We start from the raw sequence: 714 nt of genomic DNA, 5'->3' as shown, positions 1-714 counted from the left end.
GGCAGTGTCTGCAAGACTCTGTCATACCGCTTTTCGGGAGCTTTTTCCTGTAAGGTCTGCCTAAAGGTGAAAGCGACCCCGGCGAATGGGAATTGATACAGAAACGTGTCTTTTTCTAACTAACTATAAAAGTTTTGCCCATCGACACTACGTTAAATATTCGCAAGCGTGATGTTTAAATTATGAAAGAGGTCATTTGGAAGCGTACCATATAGGTCATTGCAGGAGGCGAGAAATGTACTTTTAGAAGAAAGAAAGCGAGTGTTTCTATATTGAACACTCGCTTTTGTAGAGTTATGAGTTCTTAACCAAATCTGTGAAGTTCGACCAGTTCTCCACTTTATAGCCCCTAATGTCTCTGACTGACTTTTTGAACCAGTCTATTCTCGAAAGTGCTTGAATAGCTGCAAACATATTACTCAAATCATCGGACTGGGTCAGATAGGTGCTACCCTGCACCCAATCAAATCCATTTGCTTCGAGTATTTGCCTTATCTCATAGTAGGCATTGTTGTATGGCTCACCGTACAGCTCTTTAAGGTCTGCTATGACCATATCGAAACTTAATGCGAACATATCATGCAGGTTTAAAAAGTTCCTCACGTCCAAAGAATATCACTCCATTATTCGTCTTTGCTGATACAACGACCCCAACGAAAGGATTATCTTTGATATCAATAACTCTTCCATCCACCCAATCGTCCTTCATAGTGA

The 714-nt window shown here is 40.9% G+C and carries 1 protein-coding gene; it reads right to left on the bottom strand.

From position 1 onward, the window contains the following. Window positions 1–294: 294 nt before the first annotated feature. The gene (locus tag HMPREF9304_RS02050) at window positions 295–576 is read right to left on the bottom strand and encodes an endoribonuclease VapD (protein WP_036926142.1); all 282 of its coding nucleotides are present in this window, start codon (window positions 574–576) and stop codon (window positions 295–297) included. Between the last annotated feature and the right edge of the window lie 138 nt (window positions 577–714).

The sequence above is a fragment of the Hoylesella timonensis S9-PR14 genome, assembly GCF_000762405.1.
In the GTDB taxonomy this organism is placed as follows: domain Bacteria; phylum Bacteroidota; class Bacteroidia; order Bacteroidales; family Bacteroidaceae; genus Prevotella; species Prevotella timonensis_A.
The sequence above is the reverse complement of the archived record's forward strand: the minus strand, read 5'-3'. Positions and strand labels throughout refer to the sequence as shown.

Bases quoted from the DNA above. Each gene is read 5' to 3' on its own strand.
- HMPREF9304_RS02050 (WP_036926142.1), bottom strand. From the start codon at position 576: ATGTTCGCATTAAGTTTCGATATGGTCATAGCAGACCTTAAAGAGCTG.